This window comes from Halomonas bluephagenesis, assembly GCF_054790765.1.
In genome coordinates this window covers 2,629,638-2,648,523 of the sequence record NZ_CP133631.1, presented here as the reverse complement: position 1 = coordinate 2,648,523, position 18,886 = coordinate 2,629,638, and the positions used below count along the sequence as shown (strand labels likewise).

At 54.6% G+C, this 18,886-nt stretch carries 16 protein-coding genes; 8 read left to right on the top strand and 8 right to left on the bottom strand.

Annotation, left to right across the window (positions count from 1 at the left end; all coding sequences use genetic code 11):
- Positions 1-67 precede the first annotated feature (67 nt).
- The 6 genes from REH51_RS11920 to REH51_RS11895 all read left to right on the top strand — a co-directional run bounded on the left by REH51_RS11920 (position 68) and on the right by REH51_RS11895 (position 9,955).
- Positions 68-1,234, top strand: a complete 1,167-nt coding sequence (locus REH51_RS11920) for an MFS transporter (RefSeq protein ID WP_009724199.1) — start codon at positions 68-70, stop codon at positions 1,232-1,234.
- A gap of 58 nt (positions 1,235-1,292) precedes the next feature.
- Entirely contained in the window at positions 1,293-2,072 is a 780-nt protein-coding gene (locus REH51_RS11915; RefSeq protein ID WP_009724198.1) for a SapC family protein, read from the top strand.
- A gap of 36 nt (positions 2,073-2,108) precedes the next feature.
- Positions 2,109-3,563 carry a TolC family protein gene (locus tag REH51_RS11910; protein WP_009724197.1) on the top strand — a complete coding sequence of 485 codons (1,455 nt, stop codon included), beginning with the start codon at positions 2,109-2,111 and terminating at the stop codon, positions 3,561-3,563.
- Entirely contained in the window at positions 3,550-5,688 is a 2,139-nt protein-coding gene (locus REH51_RS11905) for a type I secretion system permease/ATPase (RefSeq protein WP_498935841.1), read from the top strand. Before REH51_RS11910 ends, REH51_RS11905 begins: the two co-directional genes overlap by 14 nt.
- Positions 5,685-7,001 (top strand): HlyD family type I secretion periplasmic adaptor subunit, encoded by a 1,317-nt coding sequence (locus REH51_RS11900; protein ID WP_009724195.1) that lies wholly within the window; start codon positions 5,685-5,687, stop codon positions 6,999-7,001. Before REH51_RS11905 ends, REH51_RS11900 begins: the two co-directional genes overlap by 4 nt.
- 92 nt (positions 7,002-7,093) lie before the next feature.
- Complete coding sequence (locus tag REH51_RS11895; protein WP_009724194.1) at positions 7,094-9,955, top strand: valine--tRNA ligase; 2,862 nt, start codon at positions 7,094-7,096, stop codon at positions 9,953-9,955.
- Positions 9,956-10,035: 80 nt separating this feature from the next.
- On the opposite strand, the gene REH51_RS11890 is transcribed toward REH51_RS11895, so the two are convergent.
- From REH51_RS11890 to REH51_RS11880, 3 genes are all read right to left on the bottom strand, one after another.
- Entirely contained in the window at positions 10,036-10,383 is a 348-nt protein-coding gene (locus REH51_RS11890) for a hypothetical protein (protein ID WP_498935839.1), read from the bottom strand.
- Between the two features lie 103 nt (positions 10,384-10,486).
- Complete coding sequence (locus tag REH51_RS11885) at positions 10,487-11,683, bottom strand: low temperature requirement protein A (RefSeq protein ID WP_498935837.1); 1,197 nt, start codon at positions 11,681-11,683, stop codon at positions 10,487-10,489.
- A 3-nt stretch (positions 11,684-11,686) separates the two neighbouring features.
- Complete coding sequence (locus REH51_RS11880) at positions 11,687-12,607, bottom strand: LysR family transcriptional regulator (RefSeq protein WP_009724191.1); 921 nt, start codon at positions 12,605-12,607, stop codon at positions 11,687-11,689.
- Between the two features lie 158 nt (positions 12,608-12,765).
- Here REH51_RS11880 and REH51_RS11875 point away from each other — a divergent pair, with 158 nt between their 5' ends.
- Together REH51_RS11875 and REH51_RS11870 are read left to right on the top strand one after the other, a co-directional pair.
- A complete protein-coding gene (locus REH51_RS11875; RefSeq protein ID WP_009724190.1) occupies positions 12,766-13,521 on the top strand; it encodes an SDR family oxidoreductase in 756 nt (251 codons plus the stop codon).
- Between the two features lie 72 nt (positions 13,522-13,593).
- A complete protein-coding gene (locus REH51_RS11870) occupies positions 13,594-13,848 on the top strand; it encodes a hypothetical protein (protein ID WP_009724189.1) in 255 nt (84 codons plus the stop codon).
- 20 nt (positions 13,849-13,868) lie between these two features.
- Here the strand turns inward: REH51_RS11870 and REH51_RS11865 are convergent, their stop codons facing one another.
- From REH51_RS11865 to purU, 5 genes are all read right to left on the bottom strand, one after another.
- Positions 13,869-15,503 (bottom strand): acyl-CoA synthetase, encoded by a 1,635-nt coding sequence (locus REH51_RS11865; protein WP_498935835.1) that lies wholly within the window; start codon positions 15,501-15,503, stop codon positions 13,869-13,871.
- Between the two features lie 76 nt (positions 15,504-15,579).
- Positions 15,580-16,380, bottom strand: a complete 801-nt coding sequence (locus REH51_RS11860) for an enoyl-CoA hydratase (RefSeq protein WP_498935833.1) — start codon at positions 16,378-16,380, stop codon at positions 15,580-15,582.
- A gap of 40 nt (positions 16,381-16,420) precedes the next feature.
- A complete protein-coding gene (locus REH51_RS11855) occupies positions 16,421-16,870 on the bottom strand; it encodes an OsmC family protein (RefSeq protein WP_009724186.1) in 450 nt (149 codons plus the stop codon).
- A 128-nt stretch (positions 16,871-16,998) separates the two neighbouring features.
- Positions 16,999-17,901 carry a bifunctional methylenetetrahydrofolate dehydrogenase/methenyltetrahydrofolate cyclohydrolase FolD gene (folD, locus tag REH51_RS11850; protein ID WP_009724185.1) on the bottom strand — a complete coding sequence of 301 codons (903 nt, stop codon included), beginning with the start codon at positions 17,899-17,901 and terminating at the stop codon, positions 16,999-17,001.
- A 17-nt stretch (positions 17,902-17,918) separates the two neighbouring features.
- Positions 17,919-18,812: a formyltetrahydrofolate deformylase gene (gene purU, locus REH51_RS11845; protein WP_498935831.1), complete on the bottom strand. Its 894-nt coding sequence runs from the start codon at positions 18,810-18,812 to the stop codon at positions 17,919-17,921.
- Positions 18,813-18,886 lie beyond the last annotated feature (74 nt).

Sequence of the window (18,886 nt, the reverse complement as noted above, 5' to 3'; positions counted from 1 at the left end):
CCATGTGCCCAGCTCACTTTGATCAGCAACACTATACCGCGCTACCCACTCCCATGGAGACGTGAACGTGCTTAGCCGTCACCCGCTCGCCACGATTGTCATCGCCCAGCTGTTTGGCACTTCACTGTGGTTCAGCGTTAACGGCGTTGGGCTTGCGCTTCAACAGGCCGTTGGCTTGAGTGAAAGCGACCTGGGGCTGCTCACCATTGCAGTGCAAGCAGGTTTTATTACCGGCACGCTGTTAATTGCCACCACCGGCCTTGCCGACCGCGTACGTGCCAGCCACTTGTTCGCTATCTCTGCGGTAGCAGGCGCGCTGATTAATGCCGCGTTTATTAGTGTGGCCGAGAGCGTCAGCTTAGCGGTAGCAGCACGCTTTTTGGTCGGACTGTGTCTTGCCGGTATTTATCCGCTCGGTATGAAATTGGTGGTGAGCTGGACACCCAACAACGCAGGCGCGGCGCTGGGCTGGTTGGTCGGCATGCTGACACTGGGCATTGCCTCGCCCCACTTACTACGCGGGCTAACGCTGCACTTGCCATGGCAGTGGCCGCTGTTGCTGGCCTCTGGCCTGGCACTGCTCGCCGCACTGATGATTTTTAAACTAGGCGTGGGGCCACACCTGCCCGCCAAAGCTAGCGGCGGACGCCCATGGGCAGGACTGGCTGCCTTCAGGCAAAAGAACTTTCGCGCCGCGGCGCTGGGCTACTTTGGTCACTGCTGGGAGCTATACGCCCTGTGGGCGCTGGTGCCTTTTTTAGTTGCTAGAGAGCTGGAACGCCTAAGCGCAGCGCCGGGCCTTCAGCCATGGCTCAGCTTTGCGGTGATTGCGTTGGGCTTACCTGGCTGCGTTTGGGCTGGCCGCTGGAGCCGCCGAGTGGGCAGCGCGCGAGTGGCCTTTGTGGCGCTAGCGACCTCCGGCACGCTTTGTTTGCTCTATCCACTGCTAGGCGGCACATCACCCTGGCTACTGCTAACCCTACTAGGGATTTGGGGGATTAGCGTGATTGCCGACTCGGCGCAGTTTTCCGCGCTGGCGTCAGCCGCCGCCCCACCTGAGCGTCTCGGCGCGGCGCTAGCCATGATGAATGCCATTGGCTTTGGCCTAACGATTCCGTCTATTGCCCTAGTCACTGCCCTATGGGTAAGCCAAGGCCCCTGGGTGATATGGTGGCTACTACCTGGCCCAGTGCTTGGATTAATCGCCATGCGTGGGCTCTCTTCAAGTAAATGATTAGCGCGTGTTCTTGGTATGGTGGCCGCCTTGTTATCACCACCACAAAGGTTTTCCTATGGCCCACGCTGCCTACTGGGTGCCGCTTGACGTTAAGCGCCACGGCGGTTTGATGTGGCAACGTTTTACTGCCTACCATTTTGCTCAGCACATTACCCAGGCAAGCCTAGCAGAAGCCGAATTACGCCATGCGGCCGCTAGTTTTCCAATTGGGTTCACCCAAACAGCATCAGGCTGGCAGGCCGTCGCACTACTGGGGCTGCGCGATGAACAAAATCTCATCGTCGATAGCCAAGGGGGCTGGCGCGCGGCGTATGTGCCCGCCGCCCTGCGAAGCCACCCCTTCGGGCTGCATGCTGAATATCCTGAAAAGCTATGCATCGACCAACATTCACCTTTTGTGGTGGCGCGCCTGGATGCCGAGCCTTTCTTTAACCAACACGGCGAGCTAGCCAGCTTCCCCCAACAAGTACTGGCTTTTCTCCAGCAGCGGGAAGCAGGTTGCCAGCGAGTTGCACAGCAGCTTGATGCATTGGCCAATGCCAAGCTGCTCGCGCTTTGGCAGCCAGAAGGCTATCAAGGCAGCGCGCCGCTATATCAAATTGATGAGCCCGCTTGGAAGGCGCTATCCGCTGAACAAATGGGGCTTTTCTGGCAATTGGGTGCCGTTCCTTTAGTGTACGCTCAGCTCATATCCCAACGGCAGCTTGGCGTACTTCGCAGCCTCCTTCAGCGGCCGACAACATCGCCGCCAGAAGCAAACGCTTCCCGCCCCCTTTCCGAGTGGCAAGAAGCGTTTAGCAGCGAAGAACGCTATCAATGGCCGGATCCCTCTTAATTGGGTGCCAAGCACCGACGTTATTCAGGAACGTGAATGTCTTTTAATGTTGATACGCGGCCACGCAAACGGCTATTACTAAGCAGCGTGGCCGCTGCGTTTTTGCTGGCAAGTCCATTACTGGCCGCTCAAACGGCGCTTGATGAACCGCTTCCCGAGGCTGCGCCACTGCCCGCCTCATCGCTGGAAGGGCCGGCATTTTCGCCGGAACTAACGCAACTATTAACGCGCTTTCGCTGGCAAACGGGTCAGCCAATGGAAGCCACCCCTGCGCTAGGTGCGCTACGCCAAAAAATCCAACAGGCGCTAGAGCAACAGCCTCGCATTCTGGCCCAGCGCTCTCGTGAGCGTGAGTCGGTGCTGCAAATTGACGAAGTGCGCGCCGTGCGTCTCCCTCAGGTGAACGCTGGGCTTGAGTACCGTAACGACTTGCAGCGCACTGAATCACTACCCGACCGCGGCTCACGCGTCGACGCGGTCGTTACGCTCAGCCAGCTGTTGGTGGATTTTGGCGCCAGCGGTGAGCGCATACGCGCGGCCGATCTTAGCGCTGAAGCAGCTTATTGGCAGTCCCACGCCAGTGTCGAAGAAGAAGTCCTCTACGCCTTGAATGCCTACTTGGATGTTGCCCGTGTTACCGCTCAGCGCCAGCTAGCTGAGCACAATCTGCAGCAGCATCAGCGCATTTTTGAAGACGTTCAACTTCGCCGCGAGGCAGGCGCCGGTTCGCGAGCCGATGTACTGCGTGCCCAGAGCCGCTTAAGCGACGCCAACTCGCGGCTAATCTCCTTAGAAGGTGAGTTAGCCAGGGCGATTAACGTCTACCAAGAAGCGTTCTTTACCCAGCCCGACGAGCTGGCCTTGCCCCAAGGCGGGGCGCTACTAAGCGAGACCAGCGCCGACCAACTGCTGGATAACGCCCTTGCCCGTAACGCCTCGCTGCGTAGCCAAACCCTGGCCAGCGAGGCCAGCGAAGCCGACGCTCAAGCTACCCGTAACGCCCGCTTGCCTAGCCTGAGCGTAGCCGTGGAAGGTCGTCAATTCGATGTGAATGAGTTCAACGAATCGGATAATGACGTGGCGCTGTTATTTAATCTTGATTACACGCCCTATAGCGGCGGCGCGACCTCATCGCGCATTGCCCAAGCGGTTGAACGTCAGCAGCAGAGCCAATTTGAACGCCAAGCCTTGCATCGCGAGCTGGAGCGGGAAGTGCGCTCTGCCTATACCGACACGCGCACCCGCCTAGCGGAGCTTGAAGCGCAAACCGCCACGCTTGCTGCTGAAGAAGAAGCGTTACTGGCCTATCGCGATCAGTTCGCCGTAGGAAGAAGCAGCATTAACGATTTGTTGGACGCCCAGCGGGACCTGTTCCAAACCGCGCTAGAGCTGATTAATCGCCGTGTGCGCTGGGAGCAAGCTAGCTTTCAACAGCTCGCGGTAACCGGGCAGCTACTCGATGTGATGGAGATTTACCTTGAGCGCCGCTAATCCCCACACGGATGCCCTTGAGCAATGCCTGACCTTTGTGGCGGCTCGGCTTGACCTGCCGGTCTCAGAAGCGGCTGTACGCGCCCAACGGGTAGGCGCAAACACCCCGCTCACCCCCGACGGCTTTATTGATGCTGCCGAGCGTCACGGCATGGTCGCGGCGCTGGGTGAACACGCGTTGACAACGCTGGGTAACTCGCTGCTGCCAGCGGTCGCGCTGCTAAAAAACGGGCGCGCCGTGGTCATCATTGAGCGCATTGATGATGAGCGTTTTGCGCTGTTCGATCCGGCATTAGGCAAACAGCCGGTCGACACCGCGTTAAGTGCCCTTCAAGCAGAGTACATCGGCCACCTGATTGCGGTGCGCGCCCGCTACCGGCCGGTAACACTGAATAGCGAGCCAGCCATACAAGGCGGCCACTGGTTTTGGAGCGCACTCTCGTCTAATCGTTGGGTGTACACCCAAGTGGTGATTGCCGCTGCGCTAACCAACTTCCTTGGGCTAGCCACCTCACTGTTTATTATGGTGGTTTACGACCGCGTATTGCCCAACGAGGCCATTGAATCGCTCGTCGCGCTAACCGTGGGTGTGAGCATCGCATTGCTGTTTGATTTTGCGGTAAAAACGTTGCGCCAACTGTTTATTGAACGGGCGGGACAAGAAGCTGACCTGCGCATGGGCAGGCGCATTTTTGACCATGTACTCAATCTACAAATGAGTGCCAAGCGAGGTTCTACTGGCGGGTTTGCCAACACCCTTCGGGAATTTGAGTCGCTGCGCGATTTCTTCGCCTCAGCATCGCTGGTAGCCCTCGTCGATTTGCCGTTTATTTTCCTGTTTATCGGCGTGATTTATCTGATTGGGGGCCCGCTCTTTATGGTGCCGCTGATTGCCGTGCCGTTGGTACTGCTGATTGGCCTGGCGGGGCAGCCCTTTCTTAAACGCCTTTCCGGCCAAGCCTTCGAAGAGAGCCGTTCCAAGCAGGGCGTGCTGATTGAAGCGGTAGCAGGGCTGGAAACCATTAAAGCCAGTGGCGCTGCGCCAATGATTCGTCAGCGCTGGGAAGAGAGCGTTCAGCAGCAATCTAACGTGGGCCGTAAAGGCCGCGCAATTCAACAGTTTGCTCTTAATGCCACCGCGTTCGCCCAGCAAGCCGCTCAGGTGAGCATTGTGGTGTATGGGGTGTTTTTAGTCGGTGACGGGGTGATTTCCATGGGTGCAATGATTGCCTGTGTGATTCTCACCGGCCGTGCACTCGCGCCGCTGGCGCAGCTGGCTCAAACCATGACCCGCATTAACCAAGCCCGCACCTCTTACCGTGCGCTCGACCAACTAATGAATATGCCTTCCGAACGCCCCGCTGGCCGTCACTACTTAAGCCGCTCTTCTCTGGAAGGCAAAATCAGCTTGCAAGATGTGAGCTTCCGCTACCCAGAGCAAACCACTGAGGCACTGGCCAATATCAACCTGACAATCGAGCCTGGAGAAAAAGTTGCGCTACTGGGCCGTGTGGGCTCTGGGAAAAGCACCCTAGCGCGGCTACTGCTTGGCATTTACCCGCCCGAAAAGGGCGCGGTACTAGTAGACGACACCGATATTCGCCAAATTGACCCTGCGGATTTACGTCACAACATTGGTAGCGTGTTGCAGGAAGCGTGGCTGTTTTCTGGCACCGTTCGCCAGAATATTGCGATTGGTGCCCACCACCCTACCGATGAACAAATTCTCCAGGCCGCCAAACTGGCCGGTGCCCACGACTTTATCGCCCGCCACCCCCAGGGCTACGACATGCCCATTGGTGAGCGCGGCGAAGGGCTTTCCGGTGGCCAGCGGCAGCTCATCTGCCTTGCCCGCGCGCTGCTGGGTGCCCCGCCGATGTTGCTGATGGATGAGCCAACCAGTGCGATGGATATTCAAACCGAAAAAGAAGTGATCTCACGGCTAAAAGCCGCTAGCCAATCGCAAACCCTGGTCGTCGTGACGCACCGTACCAGCCTGCTAGCACTGGTGGATCGGGTAATTATTGTTGATCAAGGCCAGATTATTGCCGATGGCCCTAAGGCCCAGGTGATGCGCCCCGTTGAAGCAGCGCCCCACCGCACGCGTGAAGGAACAGCATTGTGAGCCGCCCGACGTCCCAGCTTGATTTTGAACACTTTGTACGCCATGGCCGCGCCAAACGCCCAATTGCCAGCAGCCTGCTGCTACTCACCATTATTGGCTTTTTACTGATTGGCTTCTTATGGGCTTATCTCACGGAGGTGGACGAAGTGACTCGGGGGCAAGGCAAAGTCGTGCCCTCGCGCAGCCTGCAAGTAGTAGAAAGCCTGGAAGGCGGCGTGGTGACCGAGATTAACGTACGCCGTGGGGATACGGTCGAACAAGGCGACACGCTGATGGTGCTTAGTGGCGGCACGCTGGAAGGCGACTACGAAGAGAGCTTACAGCGCCTGCGTTCGTTACAACTGCGCTTGCAACGCCTGGAAGCCGAAATCAACCAAACGCCGCTGGCACTCGATGATGCACTCAGCCAAGGCGCACCTAGTGTGGCTGCGAGCGAAACCCGTCTGTTTCATGGGCGGCAATTGGAGCTAAGCGCCGAACTTCAAGTATTAGAACAGCAGGGCTATCAGCGCAGTCAGGAGAAAGCTGAGCTCGAAGCCGCGTTAAGCACCGCCCGTTCCGGCGTGCAGCTGGCCGAACGAGAGCTGGCCATCATTCAGCCACTGGCTCAACGCGGTATTGAACCAGAAACCTCGCTGCTGCGAGTGCGTCAATCACTCAACGAGCTGCGCGGCGAGGTAGCCCGCCAACAAAGTGCCGTTGCCCGGGCTGAATCTTCCATCGCTGAAATTGAAGACCGCAAAGCAGCCGCTCGCAATGCCTTTGAAGCCGATGCGCTCGCTCAACTGGCCGAAGCGACCTCACAGGTCGCAGAGCTACAAAAGACGCTTCCCGGCCGAGCAGACCAGGTGGCACGCACCACCATCCGCTCGCCAGTCGCAGGGGTTGTTAATCAAGTGCATATTAGCACCGTAGGTGGCGTAGCAGGCTCCGGTGAGCCGCTCGTAGAAGTCGTTCCTGCCGACGACGCCTTGGTCGTAGAAGCGCATATTCGCCCCTCGGATATCGCCTTCCTCTACCCCGGCCAGCCGGTGAAGGTAAAACTAACGGCCTACGACTTTGCCCGTTACGGCGGACTGGATGGCGAGCTGGTCACTATTGCCGCCGACGCTGTCCAAATGCCCGAAAGCGGTGAGCTGATGTACCCCGTTGAGGTGCGCACCGACGGCTATCTCTTCGACGCTGACAATGAACCGCTGACCATAATTCCCGGTATGGTGGCGGAAATCGATATTCTCAGCGGTAAGCGCAGCGTATTGGACTACCTCATGGAGCCCGTGGTGAAAGTACGCGACCGCGCCCTACGCGATTAACCGCTGTGCGGTTTCATCAACGCCCCTGACGCCAGGGGGTCGTTCGCGGTATACTTGGCACCATTTTTTTGCAAGCCGTGAGCCGACTCCCCATGGAAAAGACCTACCAACCCGAACAGATCGAAACCCGCTGGTACGAACGCTGGGAAGCCGACAACCGCTTCGCCCCAACAGGCCGCGGTAAGCCGTTTTCGATCATGATTCCACCGCCTAACGTGACCGGCAGCCTGCACATGGGCCACGCGTTCCAGGACACCATTATGGATACCCTGACGCGCTGGAAACGGATGCAGGGCAACAACACCCTGTGGCAGGTAGGCACCGACCACGCCGGTATCGCCACGCAAATGCTGGTTGAGCGTAAAATTGCCGCGGAAGAAGGCAAAACCCGCCACGACCTGGGACGCGATGCGTTTATCGACAAGGTGTGGGAGTGGAAAGAGGAGTCCGGCGGCCACATCACCCGCCAGTTGCGCCGCATGGGCGCCAGCGTTGATTGGTCCCGCGAGCGCTTCACCATGGATGACGGCTTCTATAAAGCCGTGCAAGAAGTGTTCGTGCGCTTGCACGAAGAAAAGTTGATCTACCGTGGCAAACGCCTAGTGAACTGGGACCCGACCCTGCACACCGCGATTTCCGACCTGGAAGTGGAAAACAAAGATCAGCAGGGCAGCTTCTGGCACTTCCGCTACCCACTGGCCGATGGCGTCAAAACCACCGATGGTAAAGATTATCTGGTCGTGGCAACCACTCGCCCCGAAACTTTACTAGGCGATACAGGTGTCGCGGTTAACCCCGACGACGCCCGCTATGCCTCGCTGGTCGGCAAATTTATCGAATTGCCGCTGGTCGGCCGCCGCATTCCTATCGTTGCCGACGAGCACGCCGATATGGAAAAAGGCTCCGGCTGCGTGAAGATCACCCCGGCCCACGACTTCAATGACTACGAAGTCGGCAAGCGCCAGAACCACCTGCTGATCAATGTATTCACCAAGGATGCCACCATCCTTGAGCGCGCTGAAATCTTTGACCTGAAAGGCACTCCCCAGCCCGACGAAGACGCCAGCCTGCCCGCCAAGTACGCAGGGCTGGACCGTTTTGAAGCGCGCAAGCAGATTGTGGCCGATATGGACGCCCTGGGCCTACTGGAACAGGTGGAAGCAGTTAACAACACCCTGCCCTATGGCGACCGCTCTGGCGATGTGATTGAGCCGCTGCTCACTGATCAATGGTTTGTTGCGGTAGAAACCCTGGCCAAGCCCGCCATTGAAGCGGTGGAAAACGGCGATATCCAGTTCGTACCGAAGAACTACGAAAATATGTACTTCGCTTGGATGCGCGACCTACAAGACTGGTGTATCTCCCGCCAGCTGTGGTGGGGCCACCGCATTCCCGCCTGGTACGACGCCGAAGGCAATGTGTACGTTGCCCGTAGCGAAGAGGAAGCCCGCGAGAAGCACGGCTTAGGTGCAGAGGTGACACTGACCCAAGACGAAGACGTCCTCGACACGTGGTTCAGCTCGGGCCTATGGACGTTTGGCACGCTAGGTTGGCCGGAAAAAACCCCAGAACTGGAAACCTTCCACCCCTCCAGCGTGTTGGTGACCGGTTTTGACATCATCTTCTTCTGGGTCGCTCGGATGATCATGATGACCCTCAAGTTCACTGGCGAAGTACCGTTCAAAACCGTCTATGTGCACGGCTTGGTACGCGATGGTCAGGGTCAGAAAATGTCCAAATCCAAGGGCAATGTGCTGGACCCCATCGACCTGATTGACGGCATCAGCCTGGATGCGCTGCTTGAAAAGCGCACCGGTAATATGATGCAGCCGAAACAGGCCAAAGCCATTGCCAAAGCGACCAAGGACGAATTTAAAGACGGCATTGAAGCCCACGGCACCGATGCCCTGCGCTTTACGTTCCTTTCCCAGGCAACCACCGGGCGCGATATCAAGTTTGATATGAACCGCCTGGATGGCTACCGCAACTTCTGCAACAAGCTGTGGAACGCTTCACGCTACGTGCTTATGAATGCCGAAGGTGAAGATTGCGGCGTTTCTATTGAAGGACAAGGCGTTGGTGAGGTTGAGCTTTCGCTGGCCGACCGCTGGATTATTTCCCAACTACAGAAAACCGAAGCCCAGGTCACCAAAGCGATGGACGAGTACCGCTTCGACCACGCCTCCCAAGCGCTGTATGAGTTTGTCTGGAACGAGTACTGCGACTGGTACCTGGAGCTTTCCAAGCCGGTATTGTGGGACGAAAACGCCAGTGCAGAAGCCAAACGTGGCACCCGCCGTACGCTAGTGCGCGTACTGGAAACCATTCTGCGCCTCGCTCATCCGATGATGCCCTATATCTCAGAAGAGATCTGGCAGCGCGTTGCCCCGCTGGCAGGCACCTTCGTCGGTGATGGCGCGTCGATCATGCTCCAAGCCTGGCCGGAAGCCGACGAAAGCAAAATCGACGAACAGGCCACTCGGGATATCGAATGGCTGAAAGGCGTGATTATCGCAGTGCGTAACATCCGCGCTGAGATGAATATTGCCCCCGGTAAGCCGCTGGACGTACTGCTCACCAAAGGTAAACCGGAAGACGCCGAACGCCTGGAAAGCAACCGCCACTTCCTAGCCAAGCTGGCTAAGTTGGAAAGCGCCACCTGGCTATCCAACCCAGACGACGCACCGCTTTCAGCCACCCAGTTAGTGGGTGACATGGAAGTGCTGGTGCCCATGGCGGATCTGATCGACAAAGACGCCGAACTAAAACGCCTAGCTAAAGAAATTGAAAAGCAGGACAAGTTGATCGGCGGTATCGAGAAGAAGCTCGGCAACGAAGGCTTTATCGCCAAAGCCCCGGAAGCCGTGGTGGAAAAAGAGCGTGGCAAACTCGCTGAATTCCAAGCTGCCAAAAAGCTTCTGGAAGAGCAACAAGCGAAGATCGCGGCGCTGTAAAACGGGTTAGCTAACACAGCCGAAACCAAAACGGCACCGCGAGGTGCCGTTCTGGATGTTAACTCACTTCTTAATCAACGCTAGCCACTAGTCAAAGAGCACGATATTGAGTGCATAGCAGCATTTGATAGCACAAACGTCGGCTGAGTCGGCTCACCACTAAACGCCACGTCAATCATTGCCGCTGCACCCCGCCGTGTTGCAATAGGGCGTACCGCTTTACCCGCCGCCTGCTCTTCCAGCTTTTCAAAATCAATCACACGAAGGCTAATTTTGGAGGAAATAGCCGCCGGAAAAAACTGCGACACCGTCAACTCACGACGCATCAGTACGATGACATGGGCGAGTTCTTCTCGTTGGGTTAATTGGGTGACTAACTGTTTGCCAATAGCCCCGGTTGAACCCAATACAATTGCCGTGTCATGCATTCACACCCCTTACGGTTTCAAGTAGCCAGCAATTTTACTGCCGATATTCTTTAGGTCAGTAAGCCTTCTATTCTGAGCTATCATCAAATCGACACCTAAGCCACTACGCTTGAACCCCACCATCACGTACAGCACGATAAAAGGGCACAGCAACCTGGGAAAACAGCGCCACTCCCCAGACAAGGTTAGCCACAATGGATGGTACGTTGGGGAAGATAACGAATAGTAGCAAGGCAGTGGCGATGCCAAAGACTCTGACGCCAGCAGAGTGATAACGCCGGGTTATATCACGCCCTTCTACCGTATGCTGCAAGATCCAAAGAGCGCACAAAAAGACCACCAAACCAATATTACCGACCATGCCATAACCCAATGGATAAGGTTCCATAAACCCAACATAACCCTCGCCAGCCAACGCTACTCCAATCAGCACCGCGCTCCACATGATGACAATATGGGTAAGCCAATACGTTACTGTAAAGGATGTTTTCTGGCTTTTAGGCTGAGCATTTCCCACACAATCGAAGTAGATCCAGGCCAACGCAAACAGGGAAAACCCACCCATAATAAAGTTACCCAGCGTATCCAGCCCCACCGTACTAATACTTTTATCGCTAAGGGTAACGACCAATTTAAAGAAGCCTTCGCCTAACAAAATCAGCATCAGCAACCCGAACCGCTCCGAGATGTGGTGCAGTCGCGGACGAAAACGCTCAAAGCGCAGCGTACCTACACGCGGCATCATGTACTGCAACTGTATCAGTACAATGCCAGCGCCAAAGACCCAGTAGCCAACTGGTCGAGGTAACACAGCGGACAGGGCAAACAGCCCGGCAAGTATAAAGAAATTACGCCCCTGTTCGGCAGCTAGTGACGTTGTTTCTGCTCCCACACGCCTAGCCCGCCAGTATAGATAAGCCGTCAACGCCCGATTGAAAGCATAGCCAAGAGCGAAATAGACCCACCCACCCTCTAGAATTTCCGGAATCGCTGCCGCGATGACCATCATGGTCACTATCTGAAACGCCATAATCGTTCGGTGGGGAATGTCTGTCGAGATATATAGCGAGTTGTAGACAGAACTGTCAGCCCAGGCGAAGAAGACCGCCAAAAACATGGCTGAAAAAACCAAAAACCCATGAATATCAAGGTGGCTAGACAGGAAATTACCCAACATAAAGATGGTAACGACGTGCACTAAATCAAAAAACAGCTCTACCCAATGGACATGGTCGTTGGAATCCTCAGCATCCATGTGGTGGCGCGGTTGACGCCAGACAGGAAAATTTCTTAACGTCATTGATCATGGCTCCTGATTTGACGACCTCAACACTTGGCTCTGTAATATCGGCACTACCCAGTCTATAAATGCTTCAAGACGCCGCGTCATATGCTCACGATGTGGATACAACAAAGAGATGGGCATAGGCTCGGGGACCGTCATAGGCAGAACGTTAACCAAGCTTCCCGCATCCAGGTGATGACGCACATCGTAATGTGGGACCTGAATCAGCCCCAACCCAGCCAGTGCACCAGCAATGAGCGCTTCTGCCGTGTTCACGGTGACGCGAGCAGGAAGCAATACACTCTCTACTTGACCTCCTTGCTGATACTCCCAGCTCTCAACACTGCCTGAGATGGACGAAACGAACGCAACAATGCGGTGAGCGGATAGATCCGCAATCGTCTTAGGCATGCCAAAGCGGGCTAGATAAGCAGGGCTCGCACAATTGCACAGCGGCAAACTACCAAGCGGTCGGGCAATAAGATTACTGTCTGCCAGCTCGCCCACTCGAATCACACAATCTACTCCCTCGCCTACCAAATCAACCGCTCGATCAGTCACTCCCATTTGAATATCGATATCTGGGTATCGGTCAAGGAAGTCTGGCAGCGCAGGTACTAGCACTCGGCGGCCTAGGCGCCCTGGAACATTAATGCGCAGTTTGCCGCTGGGGCGCCCCGCTTCCGCGGGAAACGCACCTGTTAACCGCTCGTAATCCTCCAACAGTAACAGCGCCTGCTTGTACAGCAGTTGCCCCTCTTCGGTGATATCAAGCGCCCGCGTCGTCCGATTAATCAGGCGAGTTCCCAGCTTGCTCTCTAAATTTTTCACCGCTGTCGATACCGTAGAGCGAGGAATACTCAGGCTCTCCGCAGCACGGGTGAAGCTCATGCAATCCACCACACGGATAAAAACATGCAGCCTTTCCAGCCGATCCATTTCCCTCACCTTACTGTTCGTGATTCTCGACAAATGCTGTCAGTTTACGCCGGTTTATACCAATGCCCAGCCTAGCGAGAATGAATCTGAAAGCCGATGTCAATGCTCGGCGTAACAGCAAATACATTTGATCTCAAAATACCAAGAAGGTAATCAACATGGCGACATACGATTTTAAAAACAAAGTAGTGCTTATCGCTGGCGGTGCGAAAAACCTCGGCGGCCTCCTAAGCCGTGAAGTGGCTAAAGAGGGTGCGAAGGTTGTGGTGCATTACAACAGCGATGCCACCCGTGCTGACGCGGAAGAAACGGTTAATGCGGTAAAAGGCTTGGGTGGCGACGCCTACATGACCCAAGGTGACTTAACCCGGCCAGCCAGTGTAGAGGCTCTGTTTCTAGAAGCTAAAGACAAGTTCGGCGGTATCGACGTTGCCGTCAACACAGCAGGTATGGTGCTACGCAAGCCTATCATCGAGACGAGTGAAGACGAATATGACACCATGTTCGACATCAATGCCAAGGCGGCGTATTTCTTTATTAAGGAAGCAGGCAAACATCTGAATGACAATGGAAAAATTATCACTGTTGTCACTTCCCTGCTTGCAGCCTTTACTGATGGCTATTCCACTTATGCTGGTGGCAAGTCGCCCGTAGAGCATTTCACCCGTGCGGCGGCCAAAGAGTTCGCAGGGCGTGGCATTTCGGTAACCGCCGTTGGCCCCGGCCCCATGGACACTCCTTTCTTCTACGGGCAGGAAACTCCAGAACGGGTGGGATACCATAAATCCCAATCACTGAATGGGGACCTTACCAAAATCGAAGACATTTCCCCGATTATTCGTTTCCTGGCGACCGACGGCTGGTGGATTACCGGCCAAACCATCTTTGCCAATGGCGGGTATACAACGCGCTGATCAGTCAAATCGGCTGGCCGAACGCCAGCCGATTCTGCATAATTAAAACGTTATCTTGCACTGGAGGTGCATATGCATACAGTAATGATTATCTGCGCTGGCTTAGTACTCGTTGCTATTCTGGCATTTGCGGCCAGGCTGGCACCTGCTTTCCGCCCCCACTATTTCATTGTCTTTGCGGTTCTCTGGTTACTCGCTGCTTGTATCAATCTATGGGTCGGCGTAGTTCACGCAGGATACTCATTAATGTATGAGTTGCCGTTCTTTTTGATCGTTTTCTTAGTCCCCATCATCACTGCCTACCTGATTAAGAAAAAGTACCTCTGATCGCTCTCAATGAATTCAGGCTAACGGGCTTTTTCAAGCTGCTGGCGAAGCTGAAACTTCTGAATTTTGCCAGTTGCTGTGGTGGGTAGCTGCCCAAAGATGATTTTTTTAGGCGCCTTGTAATGACTGATTTGCTCGCGACAGAAGCGGATCAGGGCGTCTTCGCTAAGCTCACTGCCAGAACGCAGCTGAACGAAGGCAGCAGGAACCTCTCCCCACTTGTCATCTGTCATGGCAACAACAGCGACAAACTCTACGTCTGGATGACGCTGCACGATGTCTTCCACTTCCAGTGAAGAGATGTTTTCTCCCCCCGAGATAATGACATCCTTTAATCGATCACGGATCTTTACATAACCGTCTGGCTCTATAACAGCCAGGTCACCGGAGTGAACCCAGCCACCAGCAAACGCCTCGCGAGTGGCCGCTTCATTGCGTAGATACCCTTTCATGACGATATTACCGCGGAACATGATTTCGCCGATCGTTTTGCCATCGGCAGGGACAGGCGCCATTGTTTCCGAGTCGAGCACCGCCATCTCCTCCTGCAGTGGGTAAGCGACGCCCTGACGGCCATTAAGCCGAACCCGCTCTTCTAAGGAGCATTGCGCCCACTCAGTTTGCTTGGTGCAAACTGAGGCCGGGCCGTAAGTCTCTGTCAGGCCGTAAACATGGGTAAGCTCGATACCGATTTTTTCCATCCGCTCAAGCACGGATGCAGGCGGTGCGGCGCCAGCAATCAGCCCGTAGACTTTATGTTCAATCAGCTCACTGCGTGCCGTCGCGGCATCGGCAATCATAGAGTGAACAATCGGCGCACCACAGTAATGAGTGACGCCTTGTTCTTTGATTAACGTCAGGATGTGCTCAGGATCCACTTTACGCAAACAGACATTGGTGCCGCCAATGGCGGGCAGCGTCCATGGGAAACACCAGCCATTGCAATGAAACATCGGCAGTGTCCACAGATAGATCACGTTAGCGGGCAGCGTCCAGGAAAGCGCATTGCTGACCGCATTTAGATAAGCACCGCGATGGTGGCTAACAACACCTTTAGGGTTGCCAGTAGTCCCCGAGGTATACCCCAGCGCAATGGCATCCCATTCGTCATCGGGTACCTGCCAGTCGTACCGAGCGGGTTGATTCGTCAGCAGTACTTCATACTCCAGGCCTCCAATCCAGCGCTCTTCGCCCTGACTCGGATCCGACACATTGATCACCTGTGGCGCTGGCCCTTCCAACTGATCAAGCGCTTTCTCAACCACATCCACGTACTCTGGGTCCACCAGCAGCAGGCGTGAGCGGCTATGTTGAAGAATGAAAGCGACGGCTTCTGGATCAAGACGGATATTGATCGCATTCAGCACCGCTCCCACCATGGGAATGCCGAAATGCGCTTCATACATGGCAGGAACATTGGGTAGCATGACAGCCACCGTATCGCCTTTATGGATACCCAGATGGGTCAACAGTGACGCCAACTGACAGCAGCGAGCATAGGTTTGCTGCCAACTATAACGCGATTCGTTATAAACCAATGCCGTCCGGTCAGGGTAGACCGCCGCCGTGCGGCGAATAAAGCTCAAGGGAGAAAGTGGCACATGGTTCGCCGCTGTTTTCTCCAGCGCTTCATTGAAATGACAAATATTACTCATGGTCTTTTCCCTTTTATTGTTAGCAATGGCTCATAACTTGGCCTTCAACTGACACGAGACGCCCTGCACCAATCGTTCATTGGCCAGGTTGTTCCCAAATGGGTTTACGCTTGTCTAAGAAGGCGTCTACTCCGTTTTGGGCATCTGGGTTAAGCATGTTTTCGGCCATTACATTACCGGCAAAGTCATAGGCATCAGCCAGACTCATCTGACGCTGAGCATGGAACATAGACTTGCCATAACGCACCGCCGCCGGACTCTTGCTCAGAATCTGCGCCACCTTATCGGCCACCGCCACGTCCAGGTCAGCGTCTTCACTGACATCACTCACCAGCCCCCACGCCATCGCCGTCTCTGCATCAATAAACTCGCCTGATATCAGCATATCGAATGCCTGTTGGGGGGCAACACAGCGCGATAACGCCACTGCAGGGGTTGAGCAGAACAGTCCAACATTGATACCTGACACCGCAAAACTTGCGGAACGGCCAGCAATGGCCAGATCGCAGCTGGCCACTAACTGACACCCCGCCGCCGTGGCCATACCTTGCACTCTGGCGATCACTGGCACCGGCAGTTTGACGATGCTCTGCATCAAGCGGCTACAGTTACGAAATAACGTTTGGTAGTAGGCTTGTTCAGGATTCGAGCGCATTTCCTTCAGATCATGACCAGCACAAAACCCACGCCCATTACTGCCAATCACTACGCAGCGCGCAGCAGGGTCGACAGCGATAGCGTCTAACTCGTGCTGCAACGCAGACAACATGACCTCCGAAAGAGTGTTGAACCTCTCCGGCCGATTCAAAGTGAGGTAGACAGCGCCTTGCTTGTCCTCCCTTAGCAGAATGTCCTGTGATGCGTTCGTGTGGTTCATTATCAACTCCCACTGGAAATGGCTGATTAAGGCAAGCAGGCTACACCGCGTTGATGGTTACCTCAGCGGTGACTGAGTTGCGTATAAAACAGCTGCTATGGGCTTTGCTGTGAATTTTATTGATGGTCTCCTGTTCCGGCACTTTATCGCCTCCAAACGTGATGCGTGGCGACAATTCAATGCGCGTAATTGCCATACCTTTCTTGTCGTTGCGCTCCAGATAGCCTTTCGGATCATCCTGATAAGACGTCACCTTAAGGCCCTGCATTTCGGCAATCGCCAGAAAAAAAAGCATGTGGCAACTGGAGACGGCGCTTATCAGCATCTGCTCCGGGTCGGCACAATTGGCATCGCCTTTAAACTCAACTGACGCAGAAACATTCACTTCCTGGCGGCCATTCAGTGCAACGATATGGTTACGCGAGTAGGTATTAGCTTCAGACTCATGAGGGGCGTGCTGCCACGTAATAGCTGCTTCATGAATGGACATAGCGATCACTCCTTGTTGTTTTATTTAATTACTGCTTAAAAAAACGAAGCTTTTATAGAAAAAGATGTATAGAAAAGGCTGTATAGAAGAACCAAGCTCGACACCTGTATCACCCCGGTTGGCGTCCGCTAGCTATTTTCAACCTCGACACCAAACTGCATCACGGTAGAACGGGGCAACTGACGTTTAACGGCACGCGTTGTATTGAGCAGTAAGCAAGCAATCGTCATCGGCCCCACCCCTCCAGGCACTGGCGTGATAGCCCCAGCAACGCCGGCAACCGCCTCAAACGCCACATCACCGATAAGTTTGCGCTTACCATCAATTTCGATAGCGTTAATACCAACATCAATCACCGTTGCGCCTGGCTTTATCCAGTCAGCATCAACGAGCTCTCTGCGACCAACCGCCGCAATGACGATATCGGCATTGCGGCACAGGGATTCAATATCCTGAGTGTGGGAGTGGACGATAGTGACGGTACAGTTGGCCTGCAAAAGCAGCATTGCCATCGGCTTGCCTACAATATTGGAGCGCCCAATCACCACAGCATGCTTACCACTCAGGTCTGGGTGGATCTGGTTGAGCATGATCATGCAGCCCTGTGGCGTGCATGGCACAAGGGTGTCTCGCCCAGCAGCAAGCGCTCCAACATTAAGAGGATGAAAACCATCAACATCCTTATCCGGGTGGATCGATGCAATCACTGCATCTTCGTTAAAATGCGCGGGTAGCGGTAGCTGAACCAGAATGCCGTGTACGTCAGCATCATTGTTCAAAGCATCGATCAATAGCTCCAACTCATTCTGGGTTATATCGGCATCCAGACGGTGTTCTCTGGAACCAATGCCCACTTCCCTCGCCCGCTTCATCTTATTTCTGACGTATACCTGGCTCGCTGGGTCTTCCCCTACGAGTACCACGGCTAGCGTAGGTACTATGCCGCTCTCAACCTTGAGCAACTCAACGTCTGAGGCTACCTGCTGCAACACCTGAATTGAGAGCGCTTTGCCATCTATTAACTGGGCCATAAGGGGTCTCACTGTTGCTATTTAAAAATCACGGTTTTATCACCCGAGAGAAAAATACGACGTTCAGCGTGAAGCTTTACGGCACGTGTCAGCGCCATAGTTTCGGTATCACGGCCTAGCGCAACCAGCTCTTCTGGATAGTAGGCGTGATCTACCGGCTGCACAGATTGTTCGATTATCGGGCCTTCATCTAGGTCAGCAGTCACATAATGTGCCGTCGCGCCGATCAGTTTGACCCCACGGTCGAACGCCTGATGATAAGGCTTGGCACCTTTGAAGCCGGGTAGAAAAGAGTGATGAATATTAATGGCGCGGCCATACAGCTGCTGACACAGCTGGTCAGATAGAATTTGCATATAACGCGCCAGGATAACCAACTCGGTATCTGTTTCATTCACCAGCTTCATCAGCTCAGCTTCTTGCGCCGATTTGTTCTCTTTGGTGACCGGCAGATAAATAAAACGGATAACCTCGCGCTCGGCGATGGGCCGCAGGTCCAAATGGTTAGATACCACTGCGGTAATTTCGATATTCAACTCACCTTTACGGTGCCGATAAAGAAGATCGAGTAAACAGTGATCAAAGCGGGATACCATTATCAAAACCCGCGCGGGCTGATCGGCCTGATACATCTTCCAGTCCAAACCAATCCGGTCGGCCAACTCAACAAACCCTGCTTGTATTTGAGCAAAAGAGACGCTGGAATTTGGCAAAATGTTGAACACGGCGCGCATGAAAAACTGTCCGGTAATTTTATCGTCGAACTGAGATAATTCGCCGATATTGCAACCGTGATCTGCCAGATATGAGGTAACACCAGAGACGATACCCGGTCCTGTTTCGCACCTAACGGTCAGAACAAAGTGATTTGTTTGATCTAAATTTTTTGTCACAACAGAAAGCCTATACAAGTAAATAATGAGATATCGTGTTGCTTAGACTCTCACTAAGGCTGCTTCTGCCTCGAAGAGAATTTAGCAACAAG

Coding starts and splice junctions, on each gene's coding strand:
- REH51_RS11915 (WP_009724198.1), top strand. CDS start 1,293: ATGGCCCACGCTGCCTACTGGGTGCCGCTTGACGTTAAGCGCCACGGC.
- REH51_RS11885 (WP_498935837.1), bottom strand. CDS start 11,683: ATGACGTTAAGAAATTTTCCTGTCTGGCGTCAACCGCGCCACCACATG.
- REH51_RS11870 (WP_009724189.1), top strand. CDS start 13,594: ATGCATACAGTAATGATTATCTGCGCTGGCTTAGTACTCGTTGCTATT.
- REH51_RS11875 (WP_009724190.1), top strand. CDS start 12,766: ATGGCGACATACGATTTTAAAAACAAAGTAGTGCTTATCGCTGGCGGT.
- folD (WP_009724185.1), bottom strand. CDS start 17,901: ATGGCCCAGTTAATAGATGGCAAAGCGCTCTCAATTCAGGTGTTGCAG.
- REH51_RS11895 (WP_009724194.1), top strand. CDS start 7,094: ATGGAAAAGACCTACCAACCCGAACAGATCGAAACCCGCTGGTACGAA.
- REH51_RS11880 (WP_009724191.1), bottom strand. CDS start 12,607: ATGGATCGGCTGGAAAGGCTGCATGTTTTTATCCGTGTGGTGGATTGC.
- REH51_RS11860 (WP_498935833.1), bottom strand. CDS start 16,380: ATGAACCACACGAACGCATCACAGGACATTCTGCTAAGGGAGGACAAG.
- REH51_RS11910 (WP_009724197.1), top strand. CDS start 2,109: ATGTCTTTTAATGTTGATACGCGGCCACGCAAACGGCTATTACTAAGC.
- REH51_RS11865 (WP_498935835.1), bottom strand. CDS start 15,503: ATGAGTAATATTTGTCATTTCAATGAAGCGCTGGAGAAAACAGCGGCG.
- REH51_RS11890 (WP_498935839.1), bottom strand. CDS start 10,383: ATGCATGACACGGCAATTGTATTGGGTTCAACCGGGGCTATTGGCAAA.
- REH51_RS11855 (WP_009724186.1), bottom strand. CDS start 16,870: ATGTCCATTCATGAAGCAGCTATTACGTGGCAGCACGCCCCTCATGAG.